A 24,223-nucleotide genomic window follows, 5' to 3' on the forward strand; every position below is an offset into this window, starting at 1 on the left:
ACATCGGGTCAGGCGTCGGTATCGTCGCTCTTCTTCGCCTTCTTGGCCTTCTTCGGCTTGGCCTCGACGGCGGCTTCCCCTTCGCTCGCCGACTTGGCGGCTTTGGCCTTCTGGATCGCCGCGCCGAGAATGTCGCCGAGCGAGGCGCCCGAATCGGACGAGCCGTATTCGGCCATCGCTTTCTTTTCTTCCTCGACTTCGAGCGCCTTGATCGAGAGCGTCAGGCGGTGCGATTTGGCGTCGACCTGGGTCACCTTGGCGTCGACCTTCTCGCCCGGCGCGAAGCGGGCCGGGCGCTGCTCGGCGCGGTCGCGGGACAATTCGGCCTTGCGGATGAAACCGTGCTGGCCGCCGGTGACGGTGACCTCGACGCCGCCGTCGGTGACGGCGGTGACGGTGCAGGTCACCACGTCGCCCTTGTTGAACTTGGCGGCGGTCTCGGCGCGGCCGCCTTCCTCGACTTGCTTGATGCCCAGGCTGACGCGCTCCTTGACCGGATCGACGTCCAGGATCTTGGCCTTGACCATCTGGCCTTTCTGGTATTCGGCGATCGCCTTCTCGCCCGGGGTCGTCCAGGAAATGTCGCTCAAATGGCACATGCCGTCGATATCGCTGGTGAGGCCGATGAACAGGCCGAATTCGGTGATGTTCTTGACCTCGCCCTCGATGATCGAGCCGACCGGGTACTTCTCGCGGAAGGTGTCCCAGGGATTGGCCTGGCACTGCTTGAGGCCGAGGCTGATGCGGCGCTTGTCGGGATCGACGTCGAGCACCATCACCTCGACTTCCTGGCTGGTGGACACGATCTTGCCCGGATGGACGTTCTTCTTGGTCCAGCTCATTTCGGAAACGTGGACCAGGCCCTCGACGCCCGGCTCCAGTTCGACGAACGCGCCGTAGTCGGTGATGTTGGTGACGCGGCCCTTGAACCTGGTGTTCTTCGGGTACTTGAGGGCGACGCCCTGCCACGGGTCGGCTTCGAGCTGCTTCATGCCGAGAGAGATGCGCTGCGTCTCGGAGTTGAAGCGGATGACCTGGACCTTGACGTTCTGGCCGACGTGCAGCGCCTCGGACGGATGGTTGATGCGTTTCCAGGCGATGTCGGTGACGTGCAGCAGCCCGTCGACGCCGCCGAGATCGACGAACGCGCCGTAGTCGGTGATGTTCTTGACTACGCCGTCCATGACTTGGCCCTCGCGCAATTGCGAGATCAGCTCCGAGCGCGCTTCGGTCCGGGTTTCCTCAAGCACCGCGCGGCGCGAAACGACGATGTTGTTGCGGCCGGCGTCCATCTTCAGGATCTGGAACGGCTGCGGCACGCCCATCAGCGGCGTGATGTCGCGCACCGGGCGGATGTCGACCTGGCTTCCGGGCAGGAACGCGACCGCACCGGCGAGATCGACGATGAAGCCGCCCTTGACGCGGCCGAAGATGGTGCCGTTGACGCGCTGGCCCTTCTGGAACGCCTTTTCGAGATCGTCCCACGCTTCCTCGCGCCGGGCCTTCTCGCGGCTGAGCCGGACCAGGCCTTCCTTGTCCTCGTAGCGTTCGATGAACACGTCGACCGTGTCGCCGGGCTTGATCTCCGGCGCCTGGCCGGCGGCGGCGAATTCCTTGAGGGGCACGCGGCCTTCGGACTTGAGGCCGACGTCGATCACGGCGAAGTCGTTTTCGAGGCGGACCACGGTGCCCTTGTGCACCTGGCCGGCGAAGGTGGGACGCTGGGCGAGGGATTCCTCGAGCAGCGCGGCGAATTCCTGGGTCGAGGCGGCGGGAACAGCGGTGGCGGCGGAACGGGGACGAGGCACTGGGACAAATCCTTTCTTCGGGTTCGTTGTTCGGGCCATCCGGTTGGTTCCGGAGGTCTTGACGGGGTTGACGCGGACGCGGAGTTACTCAGCCCGGTCTGCGCGCGGCGATATGGCGGAGCGCCAAGTCGAACACGGCGTCGGCGTCGAGGGTACTGGTGTCCAGCACCAACGCGTCCTTGGCCGGGATCAGCGGGGCAACGGCACGGGCCCGGTCGCGGGCGTCGCGCTCGTTCAAGTCCTGCAAAACGCGCGCATATATAGCTTCGAGGCCCCTCTCCCGCAACTCCTTAACGCGCCGTTCGGCCCGCACTTCGGGGGTCGCCGTTAGGAACAATTTCACTTGGGCGTCGGGGCAGACCACGGTGCCGACGTCGCGGCCGTCGAGCACGGCGCCCTTGGCCCCGCCCGGCGGCGAGGCCGCGAAGCGCCGCTGGAACTCGAGCAGGGCGGCGCGCACCGCCGGGATGGCGGAAACCTTGGAGGCGGCGTTGGCCGCCTCGTCGCCGCGAAGGGCGGGGTCGGCGAACATGGCCGGGTCGAGGGCCTTGGCCGCGCGCTCGGCCGCCGCCTGGTCCTCGGGATCGAGCCCCGCGCGCAGCATGGCGTGGCCGACCGCCCGGTAGATCAGGCCGGTATCCAGGTGGGCGAAACCGAAATGCGCCGCCAGCCGCTTGGCGAGCGTGCCCTTGCCCGACCCGGCCGGTCCGTCGATGGCGACGATCATGGCGCGGGCTCGATGCGCGCGCCGAGCCCGTTCATGAGGGCGACGAACCCCGGAAAGCTGGTTTCGATCGGGCGGGCGTCGTCGATGGCGACGCCGTCGCGGCTGGCCATGCCGAGCACCAGGAAGGCCATGGCGATGCGGTGATCGAGATTGACCGCGATCCTGGTCCGGCCGCCGGGCGGGGCGCCCGCGCCCTCGACCGCGAGCCAGTCATCTCCTTCCTCGACCTTCACGCCGCAGGCGGCGAGGCCGCGGGCCATGGCCGCCAGCCGGTCGCTCTCCTTGACCCGCAGCTCTTTAAGTCCGTTCATGCGCGTCCGGCCGCGCGCGCAGGCCGCGGCGACGGCGAGGATCGGGTATTCGTCGATCATGCTGGGCGCGCGTTCGGGCGGAACGTCGACGCCCATGAGGGGGGCATGGGCGCAGGTGACATCGGCGACCGGCTCGCCGCCTTGCTCGCGCGGGTTGGCGAGGGCGATGTCGGCGCCCATGTCGCGCAAGGTGTCGATCAAGCCGGCGCGCAGCGGATTGACGCCGACGCCCGTCACCGTCACGCGCGAGCCGGGCACGATCGCCGCCGCGGCCAGCGGGAACGCGGCCGAAGAAACGTCGCCGGGAACGCGCACGTTCGCGGCGCGCAGTTCCGGTTGGCCGACTACGCTTGCGCGCCGGCGTCCGTCGCCGAGATCCTCGACCGTCACCTCGGCGCCGAAATGGCGGAGCATGCGCTCGCTGTGATCGCGGGTCGGTTCGCTTTCGACGACGCTGGTCGCGCCCGGCGCGGCCAGGCCGGCGAGCAGGACCGCCGACTTCACCTGCGCCGACGGCACCGGCAGTGCGTATTCGATCGGCACCGGTTCGGCGGTGCCGGTGATCGCGAGCGGCATGCGCCCGCCGTCGCGGGATACGAACGTCGCGCCGATCCGCCTCAACGGTTCCATCACCCGGCCCATGGGGCGGCGGCGGAGCGAGCCGTCGCCGGTCAGCGTCGCGGTGAACGGGTGCGCCGCCAGGATCCCCATCAGCAGCCGGGCCGAGGTGCCGGAATTGCCGAGATCGAGCACGTCGTCGGGTTCGACCAAGCCGCCGACGCCCCGGCCGGCGACCCGCCAGGCCCCTTCGCCCAGGCGCTCGATCCCGGCGCCGAGGGCGCGCAGCGCGCGCGCGGTGGCGACCACGTCCTCGCCTTCGAGCAGGCCGTCGATGCGCGTTTCGCCGACCGCCAGCGCCCCGAACATCAGGGCCCGGTGCGAAATGGATTTGTCCCCCGGCGCCGCGACGGCGCCGGTCAGCGCACGGGCGGGACGGGATAAAAGGGGCGAAGGAGAGGTCATGCGGCGGGCGCTTTCGGGATGGTCCTAACACGCCGTCTGGGCCGGCGGTAGGGCCTCGAAATCCGGGCCGCGGGCGGGTTTCGCGGGGGTATGGGGCGCGTTTTTTTGGTTTTGACACCCGGGCGGGAAAATGGCAAAGGCTCTGCCCACGCCCGAACCCGGGCGCGCGGCAACCCGCCAAGCGCGGCGCGCGCGATAGTCGGGCGGTGGATTGGCGCAGGAAAAGAGGAGAAGCGCGCGTGAGCAAGCCGGAATGGGGCACGAAACGGATTTGTCAGGGGTGCGGCGCGCGCTTCTACGATCTCAACCGCTCGCAGATCGTTTGTACGAAATGCGGCACCGAAAACAGCGCCGAGCCGCCGACCAAACTTCGCCGGGCGCCCGCGCGCCCGGTCGAGCCGGTCAAGCCGGTGCCGGTGGCGGTCGAACCGGAGGCGACCCTGATCGCCGAAGGCGACGACGCTTCTCTCGAAGTGGCCGCGACGGCGGAAGACGAGGAAGAGGACGAAGAGGTCATCGAGGATACCTCGGACCTCGGCGAGGACGAGGACGACGTGGCCGAAGTCAAGGACCACATCGAGACCGAGGGCGGGCGCTGACGCCTGTCCGATGAAGGCCGGAGGTTTTTTCGCGAAGGGGCCGTAGCTCAGTTGGGAGAGCGCTTGAATGGCATTCAAGAGGTCGGCGGTTCGACTCCGCTCGGCTCCACCACTTTTCTCGTAAGCGGGGGCTAGAGATCGCCCCCGGCTCAAGCCGCCGCAGTGTCGCACGTCCATTTACGCCTATCGCATATCGTGCTACATAAGGGCCGATGATCCGGAGCTTTCGGCACAAGGGCCTCGCGGAACTGTTCGGGGCGGGGTCGTCGGCGAAGGTGCGGCCCGACCTGCATAAACGGGTCATGCGGCTGCTCGATGCCTTGCACCGCGCCCGCGCCGTGGCAGACTTGAACCTTCCGGGGGTTCGCCTTCATCCCCTCAAGGGATTGCCACGCCGGTGGGCGATGGCGGTCAACGGGCCGTGGCGGATCACGTTCGAGTGGGAGGGCGAGGATGCCCTTCGGGTCGATTTGGAACAGTATCATTAGGAGGAACGGTAATGGCGCGAGAATACCCTGTGATGCGGGAGCCCCGCCGGCCGCCGACCCATCCGGCGGCCCTGTTGCGCGAGGACGTGCTGCCCGCGCTGGACTTGAGCGTCGCGCAAATTGCGCGCGATCTCGGTGTCACCCGGCAGACGCTGCACCGGCTGCTGGCGGAAAAGATCGGGGTCTCGCCGGAAATGGCGGTGCGCCTCGGCAAATTCTGCGGCAACGGGCCGGGTTTGTGGCTCCGGATGCAGGCGGCCCACGATATTTGGCACGCGGAGAGGAAGATGAAGGCCGAGATTTCCCGTATCCCGACCCGCCGGGCCGAAAAAGCGGCGGCGTAGGCGGACGAGAAAAAACCTGGGCGGCACGATCGGCAACCGGAATACGCCTTAACTTCGCCGCCAACCTGTCCAAACAAGCGGGACCAGCTCACCTTTCCCCCGTTCCGGCGGGCTCCCCGGGCCGTTGACACTCCCTTAATCGCGCCCAAATTAGAGTCACGGCCGGAACGCCGCGGGTCGGGTTCCGGTCCGGGAGGCGCGCGGATCGCGCCTTCCGGGATGCTCGCTCATCAACGAGGAGTCGATCCATGACGCGCTTTGCGGGCTTCAACAGTCCCCTTTTGCTCGGCTTCGAACATTTCGAGCGCCTGCTCGACCGGGCGTCCAAGACGTCGGCCGAGGGCTATCCGCCCTACAACATCGAGCAGATGGGCGAGAACGGGCTGCGCATCACGCTCGCGGTCGCCGGCTTTGCCGAGGACGATCTTGCGGTCACGGTCGAGGACAACCAGTTGGTGATTCGCGGCCGCCAGGGCGCCGACGATTCCGATCGCGTATTCCTCCATCGCGGCATCGCCGCGCGGCAATTCCAGCGGGCGTTCGTGCTGGCCGAAGGAATCGAGGTCGCGGGCGCGTCGCTCGCGAGCGGATTGCTGCACGTGGACTTGGTGCGGCACGTGCCGGAACCGGAGGTCCGCACGGTAAAGATCTCGACGGGCAAGGGCGCCGCGTCGTCCGCCAAGCGCGCCGCCGGAACCATCGACGTCAAGGCCGAAGGCTGAAGAGCCTCGGAACGTCAACCCACGGGAGAACCCGCCATGAACCATCGCAACGACAAGCCGCACGCCGCGACCCCGCCGATTCCTTCGTTGACCGCCGCCGACCTGGAACTTTGGGGCGTCAACGCCGTCGCCTACGTCAAGAAGATCGAAACCGACACCGGCGTCGCCTATGCGATCCACGCCGCCAACGGCGAGCCGCTCGGGCTGGCCGGCAGCCGCGACGTGGCGTTCGCCGGGCTCCGGCAGAACGACCTCGAACCGGCCAGCGTTCACTAAACGTGAGGGCGACGCTCAGGCCGCGCGGGTTTCGCGCGATTCCGTGAGCAGGGCGTAGATCGGCTCGCTTTCCTCGGTTCCGCGCAGCTTTTCGCAGACCGATTTGTCGCGCAGCAGGCGCGAGACGCGGGCCAATGCCTTGAGATGATCGGCGCCGGCGGATTCGGGCGCCAGCAGCAGGAAAATCAGGTCGACCGGCTGGTCGTCGATCGATTGGAAATCGATCGGGCGTTCGAGCCGGGCGAACAGGCCGTGCAGGCGATTGAGGCTCGGCAGCTTCCCGTGCGGAATGGCGATGCCGTTGCCGACGCCGGTGGTGCCGAGCCGTTCGCGATCCATCAGCACGTCGAAAATCGCCCGTTCGTCCAACCCGGTCAGCGCCGCCGCCCGGCGCGACAATTCCTGCAGCGCCTGTTTCTTGCTGGTGGCGCGCAAGGCCGGAATGACGGCGTCCGGGGTCAGGATATCGGCGATTTCCATGAAGATGGCTCGCGCGGGGCGATGGTGGGGGGAACCGTCAGCGCCGTTCCGCGGCGCTGGGATCGATCCAGCCGATGTTGCCGTCGGCGCGGCGGTAGACGACGTTGAAGGCGCCGTTGGCGCGGCTGCGGAACATGATCACCGGCGCGTCGGCCAAGTCGAGACGCATGACCGCTTCGCTGACCGTGAGGGTGGCGATGTCGTGCGGCATTTCCGCCACGATGACGGGCGGCGCCTCTTCGGCCGGAACCTCGGCCTCGGCGTTTTCCGGCGCGATCACGAACTGCTGGGCCCGCACAATGTCGCTTTCGGCCGCCTCCTTGTGGCGGTCGTTGAGGCGCCGCTTGTAGCGGCGCAACTGCTTGTCGATGCGCGCGAGCGCGACGTCGAACGCGGCGTAGGCGTCGCCCGCTTCGGCGCTGCCCTGGACGACCAGGCCGCGCCGGGGATGGACCGCGATGTCGGCGCGGAAATCGTGCGCCGCGCGGCTGAAGGTGGCGTGCGCGTTGATCGCCCGGCCGAAATATTTGGCGACGTGGGATTTCAGGTTGGATTCGACGTGGCCGCGCAGGGCGTCGCCGACATCCATTTGCTTGCCGTGAATGAGGACTTCCATGGGGACGAGGCCTTGCCCTTGGTGTTCTTGAAACTGATGTGGTCCGGTTGGCGGGCCGTGGCAATGGGGAAAACGGTGGAGGGCCGAAAACGGCGGCCCTGGGGGCAATTCCTCCGAGCCGGGGCCTCGTGAGGGGCGGGAAGGTAGGTCCGGCCCTGTCCCGGTGTCAATAGCGGCGGGAGGGCCCGAACCCTCTTGACCTATATCTAGAGGGCGCGTCCGGCCCCCGGGGTCAGCCGTGGCGCGGTCGGGGCGGCGAGTCAGGAATGGCGGCCGGGCCAGCCGGAATTTTTTTCGCGCCGGCGCTGGATCGACGACGCGATTCCGAGCCCCTCGCGGTATTTCGCCACCGTCCGGCGCGCGACCTCGATTCCCTCCCTCTTGAGGAGATCGACGATCTGGTCGTCGGACAGGATCGCGTCGGCGCGCTCGGCCGCGATCAAAGCGCGAATACGGTGGCGCACCGCTTCGGCGGAATGCGCCTCGCCGCCCCCCGCCGCCGGCAGGGCGGTGGTGAAGAAAAACTTGAGTTCATAGATGCCGCGCGGCGTGGCGATGAATTTGTTGGATGTGACCCGGCTGACCGTACTTTCGTGCATTTCGATCGCGGCGGCGATGTCGCGCAGCACCATCGGCCTCAGATGGGCGACGCCGCGCGCGAAGAACGCCTCCTGCTGGCGGACGATTTCGGCCGCGACCTTCAGGATCGTGGTCGCGCGTTGGTGCAGGGACTTGACCAGCCACGCGGCGCTTTGCAGCTGCTCGGCGATGTAGTGGCGCTCCTCCTTGGTGCGCGCGGCGCGGCTGACGCGCGTGTGGTAGGCGTTGTTGATCAGGACGCGCGGCAGCGTGTCGGGGTTGAGTTCCACGATCCATTCCCCGCCCGGCTGCGGTCGCATCAGGACGTCGGGGATGACCGGCTCGGCCGGCGCGGGATCGAACGCGAGTCCCGGTTTGGGGTTGAGGGAGCGGATTTCGCCGAGCATGTCGGCGATGTCCTCGGCGTCCACGCCGCACAATCGCGACAGGGCGGTAAGTTCGCGCCGGGCGATCAGGTCGAGATGGCCGAGCAGGGTCTGCATCGCCGGGTCGAGCCGGTCTTTTTCGCGCAGCTGCAACGACAGGCATTCGGCGAGGTCGCGGGCGAAGACGCCGGCCGGGTCGAACTGCTGCAGCCGGGCCAGCGTCGCCTGCACGCGCGCGATATCGCAGCCGAGACGTTCGGCGATCGATTCGAGATCGCCGGTCAAGTAACCGGCGTCGTCCAGGGCTTCGATCAAATGAACGCCGATCAGCCGATCCCGTGGATCGGCGATCTCGACGCCGAGTTGGGCAAGCAGATGCTCGCGCAAGGTGAGATCGCGGGTCAGCGTATCCTCGACCGGTGCGCGGTCGCCGCCGCCGCCCGCGCCGAGCCCGCGCAGGCTCGGCAGGCTCGGATCGGCGCCGGCGGAATCGCCCCCGGCGCCGTCGTTGTTCGCCCAATCGTTGTCGTAATCCACGTCGAGCGCCTGGGCCGCCGTTTCGGGCGCGGCCTGGTCGGTGGCGATGCGGGCGGAATCGCCGGCTTCCGGCCCGGTTCCGTCCGCCTCGCCCGCGCCCGTTTCGCCCAAGGTTGGGTCGTTCGCGTCCGCGGCGCCCGCGCGCTCGGCGTCTTCGCGTTCGAGCAGCGGGTTCCGTTCCAGTTCCGCCGCCACGTACTCGGCGAGTTCGAGGTTCGACATTTGCAGCAGCTTGATCGCCTGCTGCAGTTGCGGCGTCATCACCAGCGCCTGGGTTTGCCGCTGGTCGAGCCGGGGTGTCAGGGCCATGGCGTCGTCTTACGTTGCTGGGCCATGTGTCGCCGGCGGTTCCGCCGCGCCCCCGCTAGAGGGAGAAGCGGTCGCCGAGATAGACCCGCCGGACGTCCTCGTTGCCGACGATGTCGCGGGGCCCGCCCTCCATCAGCACCTGGCCGTCGTGGATGATGTAGGCGCGGTCGATGACGTCGAGGGTGTCGCGCACGTTATGGTCGGTGATGAGGACGCCGATGCCGCGGTCCTTGAGATGCGCGACCAGGTCGCGCAGATCGCCGACGGCGATCGGATCGATCCCGGCGAACGGTTCGTCGAGCAGGACGAAATGCGGATTGGACGCCAGCGCGCGGGCGATCTCGACCCGCCGCCGCTCGCCGCCCGACAGCGCGAGCGCGGGCGCGCGGCGCAGATGGGTGATCGAGAACTCGGCGAGCAGGGCGTCGAGGATGGCCTCGCGCCGGTCGCGGATCGGCTCGATCGTTTCGAGCACCGCGCGGATGTTTTCCTCGACGTTGAGGCCGCGGAAGATCGACGCTTCCTGCGGCAGATAGCCGATGCCGAGCCGGGCGCGGCGATACATGGGCAGATCGGTGATGTCGTCGCCGTCGAGAACGATCGAGCCGTAATCGGGCGGGATCAGCCCGGTGATCATGTAGAAGCACGTGGTCTTGCCGGCGCCGTTGGGGCCGAGCAGGCCGACCACCTCGCCGCGCTGGATCGCGAGGGTGACGCCGCGCACCACCGGCCGCTTCTTGAACCGCTTGCCGAGGTTGGTCGCGACCAGGCCCCGGTTGTCCGCGACCAGGCGCGGCGACGCCGGGGGCCGGGGCGGAGGCGAGGGGGGCGGGCGCAAGGGGCGGTCGACCATGACGCGGATGCCGGTTCCGATCTCTCAGGGTTTCGTCGATTTGGGCGCCGTGGCGCCCTTGCCGGTCGCCGGGGCAGATTGCGACTTGGGACCTTTCGTCGGGGTCAGCACGCCGCGCACGCGGTCGGTCGGGCAGGCGAACATCTTGCTGATGTTGGTCTTCAAATTGACCTCGGTGCGGCAGCCGGTCAGAACGTTGTTGTCGCGCTCGACTTTAACCGATCCGGTCAGGGTGGCGATACCGCTTTCGACGTTGTAGACGCCGCGATCGCCGTTGGCGGTTTCGGTCGCGGTCCGGATCACGACCCGATCGAAGGCGTCGACCCGGAACACGCTGTTCTTGCCGGCTTCGTCCTTGCGGAAATAGGCGGCGAGCGTCTCGGCGCGCAGCGTGCGGTCCTCGCGGGTGGCGGTGGCGTTGCCGCGCGCGACCGCCATTTGCTTCTGCTCCCAGTATTCGATCTGCCGTTCGGCGACGACGATGTCGTCGCCGCTGCGGAACCTGGGCGTCGATCCGGTCAGCACCAGGACCGCGCCGTCGACGTCGTAGACGGCTTGCGCGGCGGTGCCTTCCTGGGTGGGGGAAACGATGCGGACGTTACCGATGGCGTCGAGGCGGAAAATCTCGCTGCCGCCGTCGGGCTTCTCGCGGTAATAGGCGCGCAGCTCGTCGCCGTGGACCGTGACCTCGCCGCGCACGGCGCGCGCGTTGCCGCGGGCGAGAAAGAGCAGATTCTCCTGCTGCCACTCGATGCCGTCGTCGGCGAAAATCTCGATCGGTTGGTCGGATTCGCCGGCGCCGAAGTTGAGCGTTTGCGCGCCGGCGCCGGACCAAGCGCCGGCGACGGCGAGGATCAAAAGGAACCCGCGGAGGCCGTGGCGGATCATGAGGGGTTTGTCCGGAACCCCGGCCAGATCGTCAGCTTGGATTTGCCGGTGAAATGAATGACCTTGCCCTTGTCGAGCAGGATAAAGCCCTCGGCGCGGAGGTCGCCGAACGGGCCTTGCCCGTGCACCGGCTGGTCGCCGGCGGCGGTGCCCTGGTCGAGGTCGACGTAGGCGCTGTCGGTGCGGATTTCGTAGCCGCTGTCGTGAAACAAGGTCACGCCGCCGGTGAGATCGAGGGTCTTGGCGGTCCGGGCGTAAACGCCGGCATCCGCCGACAGCATGAGCCAGGTTCCGTCGTTGAGGACGATGTCGCCTTTCGGCACCTCCAGGTCGATCTTCATCCGGTCGGCGGGCGAGTTGCGGGCGACGTTGGAGGTGATGGAGTAGGGCTGCTGGTTCTTGTCGGTGCCGACGTAGCGGGGGTTGATCATGCTCGGCCCCGCGGTTTCGCGGGTGACGAAATCGGAAAACCCGAGGCGGAAACGCAAATCGCCGCCGCGCAGGTTCGGCCACGCCCACACCAGGGCGAACAGGGCGACCGCGACCAGGGGCAAAACGAGCTTGGCGATCGCGACGAACCGGCTGTACCCCCCGCGCCGGCCGGGCGCCGGGGCGGCGGCGGGGGCCTCGATTCCGCCGCCGGGGCGGATGGCCTGGGGAATCGACGGAACGGGGGGACTCATGGCGCGGACCCGATCGGATGCCACGGTCACGCCACGCCCGCGCGCAGGCAATCGTGGATGTGCAGGATTCCGACCGGTCGGCCGTCTTCGACCGCGAACAGCGCGGTGATCGCCTTGGCGTTCATGATGTGCAGCGCTTCGCTCGCGAGCGCGTCCGGCCGCACCGTCTTGACGTTGCGGCTCATGACGTCGCCGGCGGTGCGTCGCAGCAGGTCGGCATCCGAGATGTGCCGGCGGATGTCGCCGTCGGTGATGATGCCGCTCAAGCGGCCGGAAGAATCGACGATGCCGACGCAGCCCAGGCTCTTGCCGGTCATTTCGACGATGGCGTCGGTCATCGGCGCCGACGGCGGGAGCAACGGTATGCGGGCGCCGGTGTGCATGATGTCGGCGACGCGGAGCAAACGCCGCCCGAGCTTCCCGCCCGGATGGAGTTGGCGGAAGTCGTCGGCGGAAAAGCCCTTGCCTTCCAGCAGCGCGACCGCGAGCGCGTCGCCGAGCGCGAGCATCAGGGTGGTCGAGGTGGTCGGCGCGAGGCCCATCGGGCAGGCCTCGTCGGCGGCCGGGTAGACCAGGGCGACGGTCGCGGCGCGGGCCAGCGCGCTGGCGGGATCCGACGTCATCGCGATCAACGGTATGGCGAAGCGCTTGGCGTAGGCGACGATGTCGGCGAGTTCGGCGGTCTCGCCCGAATTGGACAGCGCCAGCACCGCGTCCTGGCTCGTCACCATGCCGAGATCGCCGTGACTGGCCTCGGCCGGGTGCACGAACAGCGCCGGCGTTCCGGTTGAAGCCAGCGTCGCCGCGATCTTGCGCGCGATGTGGCCGCTCTTGCCGATGCCGGTGACGATCACGCGCCCGGTGACGGCGGCGAGAGTATCGAGCGCGGCGGCGAAACTGGACCCCAGGCTGGCGGCCAGCGCGCGCAGCGCGTCCGCTTCGGTCGCGAGAACCCGCCGCGCGGTGGCGATGCCGGCGTTGTCCTCGGTCGCGGCGGAGAGCTTGGCTTCGGTCGTTCCCATATGCGATCGGATCCGTGTTCGCGGGTTTCGGCGCCTGCCGGGGGATTTCGGCAACGGCTCGCCGGGAGCCGCCGCAACGCCAGGGCCGAGCCGGAACGCCTTGGCCTGATTACGCCACCCGGGACCTTAATAGTTCGCGAGTATGCCTTTAACCCTATGATTCGTCAATAAAAGCCGGGAACCGGCCCCATTGCCGAACCGTCGGGACGCCCGCGCCCGCGCCCCGGGGCAGCCCGATCAAACGTGGGCGAAAAAGTCCTCGGCCTCGAACCCGGCGAGGTCGAGTTCGACGCGCATCGGCAGGAAGGCGAAGCACGCGTCGGCCATCCGGGTGCGGTTCTCGCGCCCGAGCATGGCGTCCAGCTTTTCCCGCAGGGCGTGCAGATGCAGCACGTCGGCCGCCGCGTATTGGACTTGCGCCGGGCTCAGGGTTTCCGCCGCCCAGTCGGAGGATTGCTGCTCCTTGCTCAGTTCGATGCCGAGCAGCTCCTTGCACAAATCCTTGAGGCCGTGCCGGTCGGTGTACGTGCGCACCAGCCGGGACGCGATCTTGGTGCAGTAGGCCGGCACCGCCATGACGCCGAGATGCTGGCGCATGATCGCCATGTCGAAGCGCGCGAAGTGGAAGATCTTGGTGATCCGCTTGTCGGCGAGCACCGCTTTCAGGTTGGGAGCGTCGTATTCGGGTTCGGGAAAGTGGACGAGATGCGCGGTGCCGTCCCCCGCCGACAGTTGCACGACGCACAACCGGTCGCGGCGCGGATGCAACCCCTGGGACTCGCAGTCGACGGCGATCGCGCCTTCGAACGACAGGCCCTTCGGCAAATCGCCGCGATGGACTTCGATGGCGGGCTTGCGAGATTTCACCGGCGCTGCGTTCCTGCGGGGGCCGATGCGCGCGGCCCCGATGGTGCCCAGGAGAAGACTCGAACTTCCACGACCTCGCGGCCACAGGTACCTGAAACCTGCGCGTCTACCAATTCCGCCACCTGGGCATCGGGCGAAAACCTAAGGGGTATCGGTACGTCGGCGGTCCCGAGCGCCCCAAGCGCCCACGTCGTTAATCCGAGGGGGGCTCGCTGTCAACCGAGATCGCCCCTTGGGGCGCGCTTGGAGGCGCCGGGATCGGGCGGCGGGCGCGGGGATGGCCGATCCGCAAGGCTTGTGGCAAAATACCGCCTTCGGCTTGGCGTTCGGACCGGCTCCGAAGCGCCCCGCCCGGAAGGTCTGGGATCATGCGCCGCCAGGTGGTGACGGTTTTCGGGGGTTCGGGTTTTCTCGGGCGGCACGTGGTTCAGCGCCTGTGCCGGGAAGGCGCGATCGTGCGCGTCGCGGCGCGGGACCCGGAACGGGCATCGATATTGAAGCCGCTCGGCGACGTCGGCCAGGTGGTGCCGTGGAGCGCCGACGTGACCGACGCCGCGTCGGTCGGCCGCGCGCTCGCCGGCGCCGGCGCGGCGGTCAATCTGGTCGGCATCCTGTTCGAACGCGGCCAGCGCACTTTCGCCCGCGTGCATGCCGAAGGCGCGGCCAACGTGGCGCGCGAGGCGGCGGCCGCGGGCGTGACGCGGCTGGTGCATGTGTCCGCCCTCGGCGCCGACGCCGAGTCGGAATCGGCCTACGCCCGCAGCAAGGCCGAGGGCGAAGCGCGCGTGCGCGCCGCGTTTCCGGACGCGGCGATCCTGCGCCCGAGCGTGGTGTTCGGGCCCGAGGACGATTTTTTCAACCGCTTCGCCGCGCTGGCGCGCTTTTCGCCGGCGCTGCCGGTGATCGGCGCGCCGACGTTTCCCGCCCTGCGCCGCGGCGAAGGGGCGTTGCCGTTCGTGCTCGATTTCTTCGGCGCGGGCGGACCGAGGATGCAGCCGGTGTTCGTCGGCGACGTGGCGGATGCGGTCGTCGCCTGTTTGAAACGTCCGGAGACGCGGGGCCGCACGTTCGAGTTGGCCGGACCGCGCGTCTACAGCTTCAAGGAGATCATGGAGCTCGTGCTCGCGGCGACCGGTCGCTGCCGGCTGCTGGTGCCGATGCCCTACTGGCTGGCCGAGATCGAAGCCATGATCCTGCAATGGCTGCCGAAGCCGTTGCTGACGCCCGACCAGGTGCGGCTGTTGACGGTGGACAACGTCGCCGGCGGAACGGCGCCGGGGCTTGCCGACCTCGGCATCGCGCCGACGCCGGCCGAGGCGATCGTGCCCGGATACCTCGCCCGCTACCGGCCGCCGTCCCGCCGCGCGACGAAGTCGCCGTAGACGGACCCTAGAGCGTAGTTCCATAATATAGAATCGGCTGCGTTGCGCCGTGGCGCGGCGATCCGCCAGGCGCGCCGCGAAGAGCGATGCCGGAGCATCAGTCGAGCGGCGCAACGAAGCGGGCGCCCGCCACGGCGCAACCCCTTGCGGGCCGGGGGCTTTTGCGGCACGGGTTCGTCGCGGAGCTTGCCCGTAAGCACCGCTACGGGCTTCGCCCCGCTCCTGCCCGTGACGCAAAATCCCTCCGGCGCAGCGGTTCCATATTATGGAACTACGCTCTAAGGCAGCTGGCGCGCGGCGCCGACGATCAGCTCGCCGAACTCGCGCAGGAACACGGAACCGCGCACCGTGCGTTGCACCAGCACGCTGCGCCGGTCCTGTTCGTCGATCTTGCGGCGGACGAATTCGATTTCGGTCAGCCGGTCGATCGCGCGCGTGACCGCGGGCTTGGAAATGCCGAGCAGGTTGGCGAGCCCGCGCACCGTGTGCGGCGGCGGCGTCAGGTACACCGTCAGCAGGATGGACATCTGGCGCGCGGACAGGTCGGGCGCCTCGAGGCGAACGCTGGCGCTGAGCGCGCGCCGCCAGATGTCGAGCGCCTGGATCTCGTCGAGCTGAACCGCCATTCGATTTCCCCGGCCGTCCGCGCGGCGATCAGGGCGCCGCAAAATCGTTCCGCCTTCAAAACTTTTTATCGGGAAATGCCTGACTCCGCAACAGAATTTCCGGAACGTCCTCGCGCGGAAACGTTCAATATGAATTACGATTTGCGCGCGCGTCCGTAACGGTCCGCGAGCAGGGCGAAAAGAGCGCGCATGCCCATCGCCTCGCCCCCTTCGGGGCGGCCGGGGCTGGCGGCGACGTTCCACGCCATGATGTCGAGGTGGACCCAGTGAACGGAGGATTCGACGAACCGTTCGAGAAAGAGCGCCGCCGTGATCGCGCCCGCGAACCCGCTGTCGGGCGCGTTGGTGATGTCGGCGGTCTTGCCCTCGATCATCTTGCCGTAGGGCGCCCACAGCGGCAGCCGCCACAGCGGATCGAAAGCGGACTTGCCGGCGGCCAGCAGCGCGTCGGCGACGCCGTCGTCGTTGCAGAACAGGGCGGGCAACTCGGGGCCGAGCGCGGCGCGCGCGGCGCCGGTCAAGGTCGCGAAATCGACGATCAGGGCCGGGCGCTCGTCCGCCGCCTCGGCGAGCGCGTCGGCCAATATGACCCGGCCTTCGGCGTCGGTGTTGCCGATCTCGACGGTCAGGCCCTTGCGCGTCCGCACGACGTCGAGCGGACGCATGGCGTCGCCCGACACGCTGTTCTCCACCGCCGGGATCAGCACCCTGAGCCGCACGTCGAGCTTCGCCGCCATCACCATGTGGGCGAGGCCGAGGGCGTGTGCGGCGCCGCCCATGTCCTTTTTCATCAATTTCATGTTGGCCGACGGCTTGAGGTCGAGCCCGCCGGTGTCGAAGCAGACTCCCTTGCCGACCAGCGTCACGCGCGGCGCGCCGGCGCGGCCCCAGTTCAGGTCGATCAGCCGCGGCGCGCGCCCCGGTCCCGCCGCGCGGCCGACCGCGTGCACGGCCGGATATCCTTTTTTGAGGAGGGCATTGCCGACGATTTCGGTCACGCGCGCGCCGTGGCGGCGGGCGAGCGCGCGCGCGGCGGCGGCCAGATCGCCCGGGCCCATGTCGTTGGCCGGCACGTTGACAAGATTGCGCACCAGGTAGGTCGCCTCGGCGGCGCGCACGACGGCGGCCCGGTCGGCGGTTTTCGGCCAGACGAGGACGGCGCCGTCCGACGTATTCTTTTTCTTTGGGCTGCGGTAACGGTCGAAGCCGTAGGCCGCCAGCGCCCAGCCGAGCGCCAGGGCGTCGGCCGCGGCGGGCGGGGTGTCGCCTTCCAGGCGATAGGCGCCGGGCGAAAGCTTGGCCGGGAGGCGGGCATAATCCCACGGCCCCGCGTCGTCGGTCTGGACGAAGGCCACGCGGGCGATTTCTCCCTCGCGGCCGGGCACGGGCAACACCGCGCCGGCCTCGGCCCGGAAATGGGTGGCGCGCGCCCAGCGCCGGAGGCGCGCCGGCGCTCCCTTCAGCCAACCGGGAAACGCCTCGGGCGCGACGCGAACGACGGGCACCGCGCCGCGGGCGCGATCGGCGAACGGCAGGGAGGCCGGGAACAGGGGAAGCGATGAGGGCATGGCGATACCGATGGTTTGAAGGCCGAGGGGCCCGCCGAATCTTATAAGCGAGCCCGCCGGGCCGCGAAAGGGAGCGGCCCGCCCCGGTTGGCGCGGAAGCGCGCCGGCATGTTAGTATCGCCCGCGGGTGTCGGGCTGGAACACGGCTTGTGACGTTCGGCGCTTTACGCCACTCGGCCCGCGAACCATGACCGCGCTTACCCTCGTCATCGGCAGCAAGAACTATTCGTCCTGGTCGTGGCGGCCGTGGCTCGCGCTCAAGCGGACCGGCGCGCCCTTCGAGGAAGTCCTGATCCATTTGGACGACGCCGACAAGGTCGCCCGGATCGGAAGCTATTCGCCGACCGGGAAAGTGCCGGTGCTCGTGCACGGCGAGGTCAAGGTCTGGGAGTCGCTCGCGATCTGCGAGTATCTCGCCGAGCTGTTTCCCGAAGCCAAGCTGTGGCCCGAGGATCGCGCGGCGCGCGCCCGCGCCCGCGCGGTCGCGACCGAAATGCACGCGGGTTTCGGCGCCCTGCGCGCGACGCTGTCGATGAATTTGCGCGGGCGCTCGACCCGGCCGCGCGATAAGTTGAACCTGTCGCCCGAGGTCTGGGCCGACATCGAGCGCATCGTCGCCTTGTGGGACGACTGCCGCCGCCGCCACGGCCGCGGCGGGCCGTTCCTGTTCGGCGACTTCACGATCGCCGACGCCATGTACGCGCCGGTGGTCGGGCGCTTCCGCACCTACCAGGTGCCGTTGCCGCCGTCGGCCCGGGAATACGGCGACGCGGTGTGGGCGTGGCCCGCGGTCCGGGAATGGCTGGACGCCGCGCGCAGCGAACCGCCGATCCCCCGCTATGACGTCCTCCTCGCCGCCTGACGCCGCCGTTCCCTACGACGGCCGGCGCTCGATCCGCGAGATGCTCGCCGAACTGCTCGCGCGCCACCGCGAGGACGACATCGTGCTCGGCGACATTCTCGCCTTCCTCGGCGAGCGCGCGTTCGGCGCGCTGCTGCTGATCCTGGCGCTGCCGATGGCGACGCCGCTGTCGGCGATTCCCGGCGTGTCGTCGGTGTTCGGATTGCCGATGGTGATCATCTGCGCGCAACTGATGCTCGGCTACGCCCGCCCGCTGCTGCCCGACGCGCTGGCGCGCCGGACGGTGCGCCGCGAGGCCCTGGTCCGCGCGCTCGAACGGGCCGATCCGTGGCTGATCCGGATCGAGCGCGCGGTTCACCCGCGCATGCCCTCCTTGACCGGACCGAGGGCCGAACGCGCGATCGGCGCGGCGGCGACGTTCATGGCGACGCTGCTGGCGCTGCCGATTCCGGGCGCCAACCAGCCGCCCGCGCTCGCCGTCTCCCTGTTCGCGGTGGCGCTGATCGAACGGGACGGCGTGTTCGCCATCCTCGGCTGGATCGCCGTGTTCGCGGCGATCGCGATTTTCGTCGCCATCTACGGCGTGCTGTTCGCGGCCGGCATGTTCATGTTCGGAAAAGTCGCCGGATGACCGCCGGGCGCCGGCGGATCCCGGTTATTTATTGTTCGCGCACGGGCTGTTCGCGAACCAATGGGCGAGCACGGCGATCTGGTCTTCGGGCACCAGCAGCGCCTGGGTCCCCATGATCCCGGCCGAACGCGCGACGTCGGCGCCGATGAACACCTCGCCGCGCTCGGCCGAGCGCATCTTTTTGATCTGGTCGGCGAGGTACAGCCGATGCTGTCCGGCGAGATTGGGAACATGCGGCGTCGAGCCGGTGCCGTCCTCGCCGTGGCAGACGGCGCAGCGTTCGACAATGGCGGTCCGCGCGCCGCGATCCATGCCGGGTGGCGGGCACATGCGCGGCTTGGCGGCGAAATATTCGGCGATCGCCCGTATATCGGATTCCGTGAGCATGGCCGTCTGCCGGGCCATGGTCCGGTTTTCGCGATGGTCGGTCCACAACGCGTGATGGCCCTCGCGCGGACCTTCTTCTTTCCAGGTGCCGAGGCCGAGCAGGGCGCTCGCGCTCAGGTGCAAATGGGTGATTTGCTTGACCAGGTAATCGGCTTTTTGGCCGGCGAGATTGGGAATTCCGGGCAGAGTGGATATGCCGTCGTTGCCGTGGCAGACGGCGCACGGGCGCACCGGCAGCGGAAGACGCGATCGCTCGTCGGCGGCTTCGCCCGCGCCCGCCGCGACGACCGTCAGGATCGCCGCCAGAACGGCCGATTTCACGGCTTGGGCACTCCGCGCGTGGTGGAGTACTCGAAATGGAACGCCTCGCCCGGCCGCAAATGGGCCCGCGCGGCGTGGGCGGCGAGCGCCGCCTCGGCGAAACCCGAAAGAATAAGCTTCAGCTTGCCGGGATAGGCGGCGATGTCGCCGACGGCGAATATGCCCGCGATGTTGGTCGCGCAGGTGGCGGGATCGACCTTTATCAGGTTCCGCTCGACGTCGAGACCGAAACCGGCGATCGGCCCCAAATCCTGGGCGAGGCCGAAGAACGGCAGCAACGCGTCGGCGGGCAACCGGCGCGTTTGGCCGTCGAGGCTCTTGACGATCACCGCGTCGAGGTTGCCGCCGGAACCTTCGAGTGCCTCCAGTTGATACGGCACCACCAGCTCGATCTTGCCGTCGGCGGCGAGCGCGCGCAGGCGCCGCTCGCTGTCCGGCGCGGCGCGGAACTTGTCGCGCCGATGGACGACGGCGACGCCGCGGGCGATCGGTGCCAGCGACAGCGCCCAATCCACCGCCGAATCGCCGCCGCCGGCGATGACGATCCGCTTGCCGGCGAAATCGTCGCGCCGCTTGACGAAGTATTGCACCGCGCCCGTCGCCTCGAACCGGGCGAGGTTCGCAAGCGGCGGCCGGTTGGGGCCGAAGGCCCCGACCCCGGCGGCGACGATGACGGCGCCCGCCTCGACCGCGCCGCCGCCGGCGGTGGCGAGGCGGAAACCCTTTGCCGTCTTGGCGAGCGACGTCACCGGATTGCCGAGACGGAAATCGGGGCGAAACGGTCGCGCCTGGGCGAGCAGGTTCTCGATCAGCGTGCCGGCGGCGATCTCGGGGTAGCCGGGAATGTCGTAGATCGGCTTTTCCGGATAGAGCGCGATGCATTGGCCGCCCGGCGCGTCGAGGGCGTCGAGCACGGCGCAGCGCAACCCCAGCATTCCGCATTCGAACACCGCGAACAGGCCGACCGGCCCCGCGCCGACGATGGCGACGTCGGTCTCGACGACGGTGCCGGGCGGGGCGGGCGAATCGGTGTCGCGGCGGGTGTCGGCCATGGTGCGGCGGATCGGCCTCTTGTTGGCCTCTGGGGGCCGGAAAGTTGCACCCCGCCGAGGGCGGGGGAAGGGGGCTGACGGGAACGGCCCCGCCGTGCCAATAGAAAGAATAAGATGACGGCGGGAAAGCCAGGGCGCAACCCCGCGCGGGCCGAAGCCCCCGTTCCGGCCGGAGGGAAAAGACCCTTGAGCATTCGACTCGATCTGCCCGACGAGGCGGCGACGCGGGCCTTGGCCGTGCGCCTCGCCGCCGCCGCGCGCGCGGGCGACGTGTTCGGCTTGAAGGGCCCGCTCGGCGCCGGCAAGACCGCGTTCGCGCGCGCGTTCGTCGCCGCCCGCGCCGCGCTGGCGGGAGTCGACGTCGCCGAAGTGCCGAGCCCGACCTTCACCCTGGTGCAGACCTACGACTTTCCGGGCGACCCGGGACAATCGCCGACCGTGTTTCACATCGACCTCTATCGCATCGAAAGCCCGGCCGAGGCGGTCGAGCTCGGCCTCGACGAAGCGTTCGCGACCGGCATCTCTTTGGTCGAATGGCCCGAGCGGCTCGGCGATCTCCTGCCGCGCTCGCGAATCGAGATCGCCTTCGCGCCCGGGCCGGACGACAACGCGCGAATCGTCGAGATCGAAGGTTTCGGCGAAGGCCGGAAACGGCTCAAGGAGGCCGGATACCGTGACCGCTGACGGCGAACGCCAGGACAGGCTCCGCGCCTTTCTCGCCCGCCACGGTTGGGGCGACGCGCGCCGTTCGCCGCTCGCGGGCGACGCCAGCTTCCGGCGCTACGAACGGCTGGAACGCGACGGCCGCCGCGCGATGCTGATGGACGCGCCGCCGCCGAAGGAAGACGTGCGGCCGTTCGTCGCCGTGGCGCGACACCTGCATGCGCTCGGGCTGGCGGCGCCCGAGGTGCTGGCCGAGGACGCCGAACTCGGCGCCTTGATCCTGGAGGATTTCGGCGACGCCACCTTCACCCGCGTGCTGGCCGAGCGTCCGGCGGAAGAACGCGCGCTCTACCAACTCGCGACCGACGTGCTCGTCCGGTTGCACGGCCTCGCGCCCGCCCAGGCGGTGCCGAAGGGGCTCGCCCCTTACGACCATAAACGATTGCTCGACGAGGCGATGCTGCTGTTCGACTGGTATTATCCGGCGGTCCTCGGCGCGCGCCCGTCGGTCGAGGCGCAGCGCGATTACGTCCGGGCCTGGCTCGGCGCGGCGTTCATGGGGCTTTCCGATCTGCCGCCGACGCTGGTGCTTCGCGACTTCCACGTGGATAACTTGATGGTGCGCGTGGGCGGTGAGGGAATCGGCCGTTGCGGCCTGCTCGACTTCCAGGACGCGCTCGAAGGCCCCCGCGCCTACGACCTGATGTCGCTCTTGGAGGACGCCCGGCGCGACATCGACCCCGAACTCGCGGCGGCGATGACCGGGCGCTACCTCGCCGCTTTTCCCGGTCTCGACCGCGCCAAGTTCCTGGACGATTTCGCGATCCTGGCGGCGCAGCGCCATGCCAAGGTGATCGGCATCTTCACCCGCCTGCTCGCGCGCGACGGCAAGCCCGACTACTTGGTTCATATTCCGCGCGTGTGGCGGTTGCTGGAGCGGCGGCTGGATCATCCGGCGCTGGCGGGCGTTCGCGATTGGCTCGCGCGACATCTGCCGCCCGCCAACCGAGTCGTTCCCGCGCGCGCGCTGGCGGGCAAGGGGGTGCCGCGATGACCGCGATTTGCAACGCCATGGTGCTCGCCGCCGGGCTCGGCACGCGGCTCCGGCCGTTGACCGACCGCTTGCCGAAACCGCTGGTGCCGGTCGCCGGCCGGACGCTGCTCGACCACGCGCTCGACCGGCTCGCGGCCGCGGGCGTGACGACGGCGGTGGTCAACCTGCACCATCTCGGCGACATGATCGCGGAACACCTCAAGGGTCGGTCCGCGCCGAAAATCATCCTGTCGCGCGAGGAACGGCGCCTGGAAACCGGCGGCGGCGTGCGCCACGCGCTGCCGTTGCTGGGCGCGGGCGCTTTTTTCGTGGTCAACGCCGACGTGCTGTGGCTGAACGGGCCCTACGACGCTCTCGCCCGCCTGCAAAACCATTGGCGCGAATCCGAGATGGACGCGCTGCTGCTGCTGCTCGAAACCACGGCGGCGTTCGGCTACGACGGCGCCGGCGATTTTCTTACCGACCCGGCCGGGCGGCTCGCGCGTCGGCCCGAACGCGAGATCGCGCCCTATCTGTTCACCGGCGTGCAGATCCTCCATCCGCGCCTGTTCGAGGACGCCCCCGCGGGCGCGTTTTCGCTCAACGTCCTCTACGATCGCGCGCTCGCCGTCGGGCGTCTTTACGGCGTCGTCCACGACGGCGAATGGTTCCACGTCGGCACCGCCGAGGGCCTCGCCGAGGCCGAGGATTTCTTGCGGGTGCGTTATCCGGGCACCAAGCGGCGGCGATGAGCGCCGACCCGGCACCCTCCGGCGTTTTCACCATCCCCTCGGGCCTGCCGTTCGCCGATGCGCTGGCCGCCGGCCTGTTGGCGCGGACGGGCGGCGATCCGCTCGCGCTTGCCGCCGCGCAAGTTTTTCTGCCCACCCGGCGCGGCGCGCGCGCGTTGACCGAGGCGTTCCTGCGCCAGACGGCGGGCCGCCCGACCGTTTTGCCGGCGATCCGCACGCTCGGCGATGCCGACGAGGACGAGTTGATCTTCGCGGCGGAAGACGAGGCCGTGGACGGCGTCGGCGCCGATCTTCCGCCCGCCATCGGCGAACTCAGGCGCCTGTTGCTGCTGGCGCGCCTGGTGCGCGCCGATCCGACCCGCCACGCCGCCGCCGACCAGGCGGCCGGGCTCGCGCGCGAACTCGTCCGCCTGATCGATCACGCCGAAACCGAGCGGCTCGATTTCGCCCGCCTCGGCAAACTGGTGCCGGAGGAATACGCGGCCCATTGGCAGCAGACGCTCAAGTTTCTCGGCATCGTCACCGAGGCCTGGCCGAAGGCGCTGGCCGAGGAGGGCAAGCTCGGCCCGGCCGAGCGGCGCAACCGGCTGCTGGCCGCGCGCGCGGCGCTGTGGCGCGCGGCGCCGCCCGCCGGCCTCGTCGTCGCCGCCGGCACCACCGGCAGCGTGCCGGCGACCGCCGATCTCCTGGAAACGATCCTCGGGCTAGCGCGCGGGTTGGTGGTGCTGCCGGGACTGGACCGGGAATTGGACGACGCGGCGTGGGCCGCGTTGGAGCCGACACACCCGCAATTCGGCATGGCGCGGCTGTTGCGGCGCCTCGGTATCGAACGCGCCCATGTGCGCGACTGGGACGCGCCCGGTATCGCGCGCGTGCCGCCGCACCGCGCGCGGCTCGCGGCCGAGGCGCTGCGCCCGGCCGCCGCCGGCCCGCCGGTCCGCCCGGTCCACGCCAGCGCCCTCGACGGCGTGACGCGGATCGATTGCCCGACCCCGCACGAGGAAGCGGGCGTGATCGCGCTGGTGATGCGCGAAGCCTTGCAGAAGCCGGAACGCACCTGCGCGCTGGTCACGCCCGACCGCGCGCTGGCGCGGCGGGTGGCGGCCGAACTCGGGCGCTTCGGCGTCGCCGTCGACGATTCCGCCGGCGTGCCGCTCGACCAGACCCCGCCCGGCGTGTTCCTCCGCCTGCTCGCGCGCGCGGCGGCCGAATCGTTCGCGCCGGTCGCGCTGCTGGCGCTGCTCAAGCACCCGCTCGCCGCGTGCGGGTTCGCGCCGCCCGAATTCCGCGCCCGCGTGCGCGCGCTCGAAACGTTCGCGCTGCGCGGCCCGCGCCCGGCGGCGGGCCTCGCCGGCGTGACGCGGATCGATTGCCCGACCCCGCACGAGGAAGCGGGCGTGATCGCGCTGGTGATGCGCGAAGCCTTGC

At 69.4% G+C, this 24,223-nt stretch carries 27 protein-coding genes and 2 tRNA genes; 13 read left to right on the top strand and 16 right to left on the bottom strand.

Annotation, left to right across the window (positions count from 1 at the left end):
• Nucleotides 1-8: 8 nt before the first annotated feature.
• Genes FJ311_04630 through aroA form a run of 3 tightly spaced genes read right to left on the bottom strand, consistent with a single transcriptional unit; the run spans nucleotide 9 to nucleotide 3,869 of the window.
• The gene (locus FJ311_04630; GenBank protein ID MBM3950722.1) at nucleotides 9-1,847 is read right to left on the bottom strand and encodes a 30S ribosomal protein S1; all 1,839 of its coding nucleotides are present in this window, start codon (nucleotides 1,845-1,847) and stop codon (nucleotides 9-11) included.
• Between the two features lie 49 nt (nucleotides 1,848-1,896).
• Nucleotides 1,897-2,535, bottom strand: a complete 639-nt coding sequence (locus FJ311_04635; protein ID MBM3950723.1) for a (d)CMP kinase — start codon at nucleotides 2,533-2,535, stop codon at nucleotides 1,897-1,899.
• On the bottom strand, nucleotides 2,532-3,869 hold the full coding sequence (gene aroA / locus FJ311_04640; GenBank protein MBM3950724.1) for a 3-phosphoshikimate 1-carboxyvinyltransferase: 1,338 nt from the start codon (nucleotides 3,867-3,869) through the stop codon (nucleotides 2,532-2,534). The genes FJ311_04635 and aroA overlap by 4 nt, the downstream gene beginning before the upstream one ends.
• Before the next feature lie 239 nt (nucleotides 3,870-4,108).
• Here aroA and FJ311_04645 point away from each other — a divergent pair, with 239 nt between their 5' ends.
• The 6 genes from FJ311_04645 (at nucleotide 4,109) to FJ311_04670 (ending at nucleotide 6,298) form a co-directional block, all read left to right on the top strand.
• Complete coding sequence (locus FJ311_04645) at nucleotides 4,109-4,468, top strand: TIGR02300 family protein (protein MBM3950725.1); 360 nt, start codon at nucleotides 4,109-4,111, stop codon at nucleotides 4,466-4,468.
• Between the two features lie 36 nt (nucleotides 4,469-4,504).
• Nucleotides 4,505-4,580 (top strand) — tRNA-Ala (locus FJ311_04650).
• A 100-nt stretch (nucleotides 4,581-4,680) separates the two neighbouring features.
• On the top strand, nucleotides 4,681-4,956 hold the full coding sequence (locus FJ311_04655; protein ID MBM3950726.1) for a plasmid maintenance system killer: 276 nt from the start codon (nucleotides 4,681-4,683) through the stop codon (nucleotides 4,954-4,956).
• 11 nt (nucleotides 4,957-4,967) lie between these two features.
• Nucleotides 4,968-5,300, top strand: coding sequence for a HigA family addiction module antidote protein (locus FJ311_04660; GenBank protein ID MBM3950727.1), 333 nt, complete (start codon nucleotides 4,968-4,970; stop codon nucleotides 5,298-5,300).
• A gap of 248 nt (nucleotides 5,301-5,548) precedes the next feature.
• Nucleotides 5,549-6,022, top strand: coding sequence for an Hsp20 family protein (locus tag FJ311_04665; protein MBM3950728.1), 474 nt, complete (start codon nucleotides 5,549-5,551; stop codon nucleotides 6,020-6,022).
• Nucleotides 6,023-6,058: 36 nt separating this feature from the next.
• Nucleotides 6,059-6,298: a DUF1150 family protein gene (locus FJ311_04670; GenBank protein ID MBM3950729.1), complete on the top strand. Its 240-nt coding sequence runs from the start codon at nucleotides 6,059-6,061 to the stop codon at nucleotides 6,296-6,298.
• 15 nt (nucleotides 6,299-6,313) lie between these two features.
• Here the strand turns inward: FJ311_04670 and ptsN are convergent, their stop codons facing one another.
• The 9 genes from ptsN to FJ311_04715 form a co-directional block, all read right to left on the bottom strand.
• Nucleotides 6,314-6,778 (bottom strand): PTS IIA-like nitrogen regulatory protein PtsN, encoded by a 465-nt coding sequence (gene ptsN / locus FJ311_04675; GenBank protein MBM3950730.1) that lies wholly within the window; start codon nucleotides 6,776-6,778, stop codon nucleotides 6,314-6,316.
• Nucleotides 6,779-6,815: 37 nt separating this feature from the next.
• A complete protein-coding gene (gene raiA, locus FJ311_04680) occupies nucleotides 6,816-7,394 on the bottom strand; it encodes a ribosome-associated translation inhibitor RaiA (protein MBM3950731.1) in 579 nt (192 codons plus the stop codon).
• Nucleotides 7,395-7,654: 260 nt separating this feature from the next.
• On the bottom strand, nucleotides 7,655-9,205 hold the full coding sequence (gene rpoN / locus FJ311_04685) for an RNA polymerase factor sigma-54 (protein MBM3950732.1): 1,551 nt from the start codon (nucleotides 9,203-9,205) through the stop codon (nucleotides 7,655-7,657).
• Nucleotides 9,206-9,260: 55 nt separating this feature from the next.
• Complete coding sequence (gene lptB, locus FJ311_04690) at nucleotides 9,261-10,058, bottom strand: LPS export ABC transporter ATP-binding protein (protein ID MBM3950733.1); 798 nt, start codon at nucleotides 10,056-10,058, stop codon at nucleotides 9,261-9,263.
• A gap of 24 nt (nucleotides 10,059-10,082) precedes the next feature.
• Complete coding sequence (locus FJ311_04695; GenBank protein MBM3950734.1) at nucleotides 10,083-10,946, bottom strand: hypothetical protein; 864 nt, start codon at nucleotides 10,944-10,946, stop codon at nucleotides 10,083-10,085.
• On the bottom strand, nucleotides 10,943-11,629 hold the full coding sequence (locus tag FJ311_04700; GenBank protein ID MBM3950735.1) for a hypothetical protein: 687 nt from the start codon (nucleotides 11,627-11,629) through the stop codon (nucleotides 10,943-10,945). Before FJ311_04700 ends, FJ311_04695 begins: the two co-directional genes overlap by 4 nt.
• A gap of 26 nt (nucleotides 11,630-11,655) precedes the next feature.
• Complete coding sequence (locus tag FJ311_04705) at nucleotides 11,656-12,651, bottom strand: KpsF/GutQ family sugar-phosphate isomerase (protein ID MBM3950736.1); 996 nt, start codon at nucleotides 12,649-12,651, stop codon at nucleotides 11,656-11,658.
• A gap of 237 nt (nucleotides 12,652-12,888) precedes the next feature.
• A complete protein-coding gene (locus FJ311_04710; protein ID MBM3950737.1) occupies nucleotides 12,889-13,497 on the bottom strand; it encodes a ribonuclease D in 609 nt (202 codons plus the stop codon).
• Nucleotides 13,498-13,559: 62 nt separating this feature from the next.
• A tRNA-Leu gene (locus FJ311_04715) sits at nucleotides 13,560-13,646 on the bottom strand.
• A gap of 240 nt (nucleotides 13,647-13,886) precedes the next feature.
• Here FJ311_04715 and FJ311_04720 point away from each other — a divergent pair.
• Nucleotides 13,887-14,900 carry a complex I NDUFA9 subunit family protein gene (locus FJ311_04720; GenBank protein MBM3950738.1) on the top strand — a complete coding sequence of 338 codons (1,014 nt, stop codon included), beginning with the start codon at nucleotides 13,887-13,889 and terminating at the stop codon, nucleotides 14,898-14,900.
• Nucleotides 14,901-15,178: 278 nt separating this feature from the next.
• Here the strand turns inward: FJ311_04720 and FJ311_04725 are convergent, their stop codons facing one another.
• Together FJ311_04725 and FJ311_04730 are read right to left on the bottom strand one after the other, a co-directional pair.
• Nucleotides 15,179-15,526 carry a MarR family transcriptional regulator gene (locus FJ311_04725; GenBank protein MBM3950739.1) on the bottom strand — a complete coding sequence of 116 codons (348 nt, stop codon included), beginning with the start codon at nucleotides 15,524-15,526 and terminating at the stop codon, nucleotides 15,179-15,181.
• 134 nt (nucleotides 15,527-15,660) lie between these two features.
• Nucleotides 15,661-17,094, bottom strand: coding sequence for a leucyl aminopeptidase family protein (locus FJ311_04730; protein ID MBM3950740.1), 1,434 nt, complete (start codon nucleotides 17,092-17,094; stop codon nucleotides 15,661-15,663).
• A gap of 187 nt (nucleotides 17,095-17,281) precedes the next feature.
• On the opposite strand from FJ311_04730, the gene FJ311_04735 reads away from it, so the two are divergent.
• Nucleotides 17,282-17,956: a glutathione S-transferase family protein gene (locus FJ311_04735; GenBank protein MBM3950741.1), complete on the top strand. Its 675-nt coding sequence runs from the start codon at nucleotides 17,282-17,284 to the stop codon at nucleotides 17,954-17,956.
• Nucleotides 17,934-18,587 carry an exopolysaccharide biosynthesis protein gene (locus FJ311_04740; protein ID MBM3950742.1) on the top strand — a complete coding sequence of 218 codons (654 nt, stop codon included), beginning with the start codon at nucleotides 17,934-17,936 and terminating at the stop codon, nucleotides 18,585-18,587. The genes FJ311_04735 and FJ311_04740 overlap by 23 nt, the downstream gene beginning before the upstream one ends.
• 24 nt (nucleotides 18,588-18,611) lie before the next feature.
• Here FJ311_04740 and FJ311_04745 read toward each other — a convergent pair whose 3' ends face one another.
• Both FJ311_04745 and FJ311_04750 read right to left on the bottom strand, forming a co-directional pair.
• Nucleotides 18,612-19,295, bottom strand: a complete 684-nt coding sequence (locus FJ311_04745; GenBank protein MBM3950743.1) for a c-type cytochrome — start codon at nucleotides 19,293-19,295, stop codon at nucleotides 18,612-18,614.
• Complete coding sequence (locus FJ311_04750) at nucleotides 19,292-20,347, bottom strand: NAD(P)/FAD-dependent oxidoreductase (GenBank protein ID MBM3950744.1); 1,056 nt, start codon at nucleotides 20,345-20,347, stop codon at nucleotides 19,292-19,294. The genes FJ311_04745 and FJ311_04750 overlap by 4 nt, the downstream gene beginning before the upstream one ends.
• A 114-nt stretch (nucleotides 20,348-20,461) precedes the next feature.
• Here FJ311_04750 and tsaE point away from each other — a divergent pair, with 114 nt between their 5' ends.
• The 4 genes from tsaE to FJ311_04770 all read left to right on the top strand — a co-directional run.
• On the top strand, nucleotides 20,462-21,031 hold the full coding sequence (tsaE, locus tag FJ311_04755) for a tRNA (adenosine(37)-N6)-threonylcarbamoyltransferase complex ATPase subunit type 1 TsaE (GenBank protein ID MBM3950745.1): 570 nt from the start codon (nucleotides 20,462-20,464) through the stop codon (nucleotides 21,029-21,031).
• Nucleotides 21,021-22,064, top strand: coding sequence for an aminoglycoside phosphotransferase (locus tag FJ311_04760; GenBank protein ID MBM3950746.1), 1,044 nt, complete (start codon nucleotides 21,021-21,023; stop codon nucleotides 22,062-22,064). Before tsaE ends, FJ311_04760 begins: the two co-directional genes overlap by 11 nt.
• Nucleotides 22,061-22,795, top strand: coding sequence for a nucleotidyltransferase family protein (locus FJ311_04765; protein MBM3950747.1), 735 nt, complete (start codon nucleotides 22,061-22,063; stop codon nucleotides 22,793-22,795). Before FJ311_04760 ends, FJ311_04765 begins: the two co-directional genes overlap by 4 nt.
• Nucleotides 22,792-24,223, top strand: a 1,432-nt coding sequence (locus FJ311_04770) for a double-strand break repair protein AddB (protein MBM3950748.1), incomplete at its 3' end; no start/stop codon positions are given. The genes FJ311_04765 and FJ311_04770, both read left to right, overlap by 4 nt.

Source organism: Rhodospirillales bacterium (assembly GCA_016872535.1).
Lineage (GTDB): Bacteria > Pseudomonadota > Alphaproteobacteria > Rhodospirillales > 2-12-FULL-67-15 > 2-12-FULL-67-15.